A 4,082-nucleotide genomic window follows, 5' to 3' on the forward strand; every position below is an offset into this window, starting at 1 on the left:
AAGCAGAGCCGTGCCGCTGTCACCGCCTTGAAGCGCATCAGCCAGATGAGCACGCCGACCGCGAAGAACGCGCCGTGATGCACCAGGGTGAGCTGCAGCCAGCGCGCCTCCGCGAGATCGGTCCAACCGAAGGCGAAATAGAGACACCAGAACAGCGTGCTGACCAGGCCGATGATGACGGCGACAGCTTCCATCAGGTCGAATCGGCCGAACCGCAGCAGGGTCCAGACGATGGCGTAGAAGGCGATCTCGATGCCGAGCGTCCAGTAGACACTGTCGACCCATGGCTCGAACGGCACGAACAGCGCCGTGCGGGCAAGTCGCACCACGGCATCGGTCGGCCAGGAAAGACCGACCATCAGCAGCACGATCGCGGAGATGGGCGCGCAGACCCAGACCGCCGGCGCCAGCCGTCTGACACGGGCTTCGAAGAACTTCAGCGGCGTCGAATTCTCGGCGCTGAATGCGATGACGAAGCCGCTGATGACGAAGAACACCTGAACGCCGACCCAGCCGGAGCCGACAAACGCCATTTCGGGATGGGCAGGGATGCCGCCGGTCGAGCGCGCCGACACGCCGTCGGGAAACGCCCATACCCAGAAGCCGTAGTGATAGAACATCACCATGACGGCGGCGAGGAAACGCAAAATGTCGACGCCGCCGAATGTGGTCTTGTGCTGAGCCATGCCGTGCCTTCGGAACGGCCCCCCGGGCAGACTTCTAGGGGGTGCTGCTGCATTGCACAACAGTCGATTGCAGCGCAGGATGAATTCGCTAGGCTGCCTCGCGTTGCGATCCCGCGAGACGGCTAGATCCCGATGCCGCGCCCCTTGAGCGCCGCCGTGATCTCGTCGAGGATCGCGGGATCGTCGATGGTCGCCGGCATCGTCCATTCCTCCTTGTCGGCGATCTTCTGCATCGTGCCGCGGAGGATCTTGCCGGAGCGCGTCTTCGGCAGCCGCTTGATCGTCACCACCGTCTTGAAGGCTGCGACCGGTCCGATCCGCTCGCGCACCAGGCCCACCACCTCGCTTTCGATGGCGCCGGTGTCGCGCGCCACACCGGCGTTGAGCACGACGAAGCCGAGCGGCACCTGGCCTTTCATCGCGTCGGCGATGCCGATCACGGCGCATTCGGCGACGTCCGGATGCGCGGCCAGCACCTCCTCCATCGCGCCCGTCGAGAGGCGGTGCCCGGCGACGTTGATGATGTCGTCGGTGCGGGCCATGACGTAGAGATAGCCGTCCTCGTCCATCATGCCGGCGTCGGCCGTCTTGTAGAAACCGGGGAACTCCTCGAGATAGGCTTGGCGGAAGCGGGCGTCGGCGTTCCAGAGCGTCGGCAGGCAGCCTGCCGGCAGCGGCAGCTTGACCACGACATTGCCGAGCGTGCCGCGCGGCACCTCGTGGCCGGCATCGTCGAGAATGCGAATATCGTAGCCCGGCATCGGCACGCCCGGCGAGCCGTATTTCACCGGCAATAGCCAGAGCCCGGCCGGGTTGATGGTCATTGGCGAGCCGGTCTCGGTCTGCCACCAATGGTCGATCACCGGACGGTTGAGCTTCTGCTCCGCCCATTTGATGGTCTCGGGGTCGGCGCGCTCGCCGGCGAGGAACAGCGTGCGGAATTTCGACAGATCGTATTTCGGCACGAACTCGCCGCGCGGATCCTGCCCCTTGATGGCGCGGAAGGCGGTCGGCGCCGTGAACAGCGCCACCACGCCGTGCTCAGAGATCACCCGCCAGTAGGTGCCGGCGTCCGGCGTGCCGATCGGCTTGCCTTCGAAGAGCACGCTGGTGCAGCCATGCAGAAGCGGCCCATAGACGATGTAGGAATGGCCGACCACCCAGCCGACGTCCGAGGCCGCCCAGAACACCTCGCCGGGGTTGACGCCGAACTCGTTGTCCATCGTCCATTTCAGCGCGACCATGTGACCGCCATTGTCGCGCACGATGCCCTTCGGCTGCCCGGTCGTGCCGGAGGTGTAGATGATGTAGAGCGGGTCGGTGGCCAAGACCGGAACGCAGTCGACATTGGCGCCGGCGGCGCGCTCGCGGGCGACCGCATCGGCATAGTCAATGTCGTAATTGTCCTTCATCTCACAGTGCAATTGCTCGCGCTGCAGGATCAGGCAGGCATCGGGCTTGTGCTTCGACATCTCGATCGCCTTGTCGAGCAGCGGCTTGTAGGCGACGACGCGTCCCGGCTCCAGGCCGCAGGAAGCGGTGATGATCAGCTTCGGCCTGGCGTCGTCGATGCGGGTCGCGAGCTCATGCGAAGCGAAGCCGCCGAACACCACTGAATGCACGGCGCCGATGCGGGCCGAGGCGAGCATGGCGATCGCCGCTTCCGTCACCATCGGCATGTAGATAATCACCCGATCGCCCTTGCCGATGCCACGGTTCTTGAGGACAGAGGCGAGCGCGACCACCTCGCGCTTCAGTTCGGCATAGGTGAATTTCCGGATCGTGCCGGTGATCGCGCTGTCATGGATCAGCGCCAGCTGGTCGGCGCGCCCCCCCGCCACGTGGCGGTCGATGGCATTGAAGCAGGTGTTGCAGGTGGCGCCTGTGAACCAGCGGCCATAGACGCCCGCCGCCGGATCGAAGACCTTTTCGGCTGGCGAATACCAGTCGATCGCTTTGGCCGCTTCGGCCCAGAACGCTATGGGGTCGCGTTTCCAGCCCTCATAGACTTCGTGGTAGCGTGAGGCCATCGACTTTTCCTCCCCAGGAACATTCCGTCGTATGGCAATAGCCTAAGCCGCTTTGGCCGGCCATGTCTCCTCGCATTTTGGTCGGCGTTGCCGGCAAACGGATCCAGCCGCTCCCGGAGCGCGCTATGACGTCAGCAAGTGAATTCGGCTTAGAGCGGCAGTGCTGCCAGCATCAGCCCGATACCGCCGGCTATTAGAATGGCGGCCGCCAATGCCTTCCGATGGCGTTCGAATGCCGTCGGAGCGCGATCCCAGTTGTAACGCATACTGTCCACTCCCCAAAAAGCCGGCAGACTCTTAGCTTACTTATGGGAAAGATGGCAACCCTGGCGCGAACGGCGGCTTGATACTGGTTCCAGCTCACCATCATTCTCGCGCGAGTTGGATAGTCTTTCCGGGGAAGTTTTGATGGAAGGAACTTACGAAAAACCGGTTCCGGTCAGGCGCGGGAAGCTGTCGAGCATCGTTGCGGGCCCGAGCGGCCCGATAGGCCCGGCCGTCTGACACGCAGCGTAGCCCGCTTGGCAATGGACAGCGGCGGCATGCCGCGCTAATTGCAGTTCGGCATAGGGAGCGGGCGTATGGCTGAAATCGCCTTTGAAACGGTTCTGCGGATGGCGGACGACGCCTCCGTGCAGCATGTCGGCGACGGCGCCGTGGTGCTTCTGGCGCGCAGCGGCCAGCTTTACACCTGCAACGGCACCACCGAAGCGTTCCTCGACAAGGTCGACGGCGCCCGCAGCCTCGACCACATCGTCGATCTGCTGTCGGAAGAATTCGAGGTCGACAAGGCGACGCTCGGCGACGACATGACGGCGCTGGCCGCCGAGCTGGTGGCCGAAGGCATCCTTGCCGACCCGGGCGCGTGATGGCCGGCGGACCGTTCCTGCGCGCCCTGTTCCGCACTCATCTGTGGCTCAGCGCCCGGCTGATCCCGGTACTGGTCGCCCGGCGCGATTTCGAAAGCGTGCTGAAATTGGCGCCGCTGCAATTGCCCACACCCTATCGTGGCCTGCCATGCAGCTACGTCGTCGGCCGCGTCAACCGCACGGTTCGGCATCCCTGGGTGATGCGTGATCGCAGATGCCTGAGGGAAGGGCTGCTCGGTTTCCGCTTCCTGCGGATGGCGGGCTTCAACCCCGACCTCTATTTCGGTGTCGATGCCAAATCGATGCATGAGCCGCGCCTTTCGGCGCATTGTTGGGTTTGCCTCGACGGCAAGCCGGTGGTCAGCGACAGCCTTCCCGACATGGTTGAAATCTATCGCCACCCCGGCGGCAGCGTGAAGGCGCGCGCCGCTTGACCGGCGCCGCAGCCACCGTTTGCTATGACCTGAACGGCCAGGTCATCGGCATATCGGCAGCTG

General features: G+C 64.4%; 4 protein-coding genes. 2 read left to right on the forward strand and 2 right to left on the reverse strand.

Annotated features, from left to right (window positions below):
* Together EOA60_RS21910 and EOA60_RS21915 are read right to left on the reverse strand one after the other, a co-directional pair.
* Positions 1 to 686, reverse strand: a 686-nt coding sequence (locus EOA60_RS21910) for an acyltransferase (RefSeq protein ID WP_164899455.1), incomplete at its 3' end; no start/stop codon positions are given.
* 122 nt (positions 687 to 808) lie between these two features.
* Positions 809 to 2,716 (reverse strand): propionyl-CoA synthetase, encoded by a 1,908-nt coding sequence (locus tag EOA60_RS21915; protein WP_128311869.1) that lies wholly within the window; start codon positions 2,714 to 2,716, stop codon positions 809 to 811.
* Positions 2,717 to 3,297: 581 nt separating this feature from the next.
* Here EOA60_RS21915 and EOA60_RS21925 point away from each other — a divergent pair.
* Both EOA60_RS21925 and EOA60_RS21930 read left to right on the forward strand, forming a co-directional pair.
* Positions 3,298 to 3,585 (forward strand): PqqD family protein, encoded by a 288-nt coding sequence (locus tag EOA60_RS21925; protein WP_067324253.1) that lies wholly within the window; start codon positions 3,298 to 3,300, stop codon positions 3,583 to 3,585.
* On the forward strand, positions 3,585 to 4,019 hold the full coding sequence (locus EOA60_RS21930; RefSeq protein WP_095824319.1) for a lasso peptide biosynthesis B2 protein: 435 nt from the start codon (positions 3,585 to 3,587) through the stop codon (positions 4,017 to 4,019). The genes EOA60_RS21925 and EOA60_RS21930 overlap by 1 nt, the downstream gene beginning before the upstream one ends.
* The last annotated feature ends 63 nt before the right edge of the window (positions 4,020 to 4,082 follow it).

It is taken from the genome of Mesorhizobium sp. M1A.F.Ca.IN.020.06.1.1 (genome assembly GCF_004023265.1).
GTDB lineage: Bacteria > Pseudomonadota > Alphaproteobacteria > Rhizobiales > Rhizobiaceae > Mesorhizobium.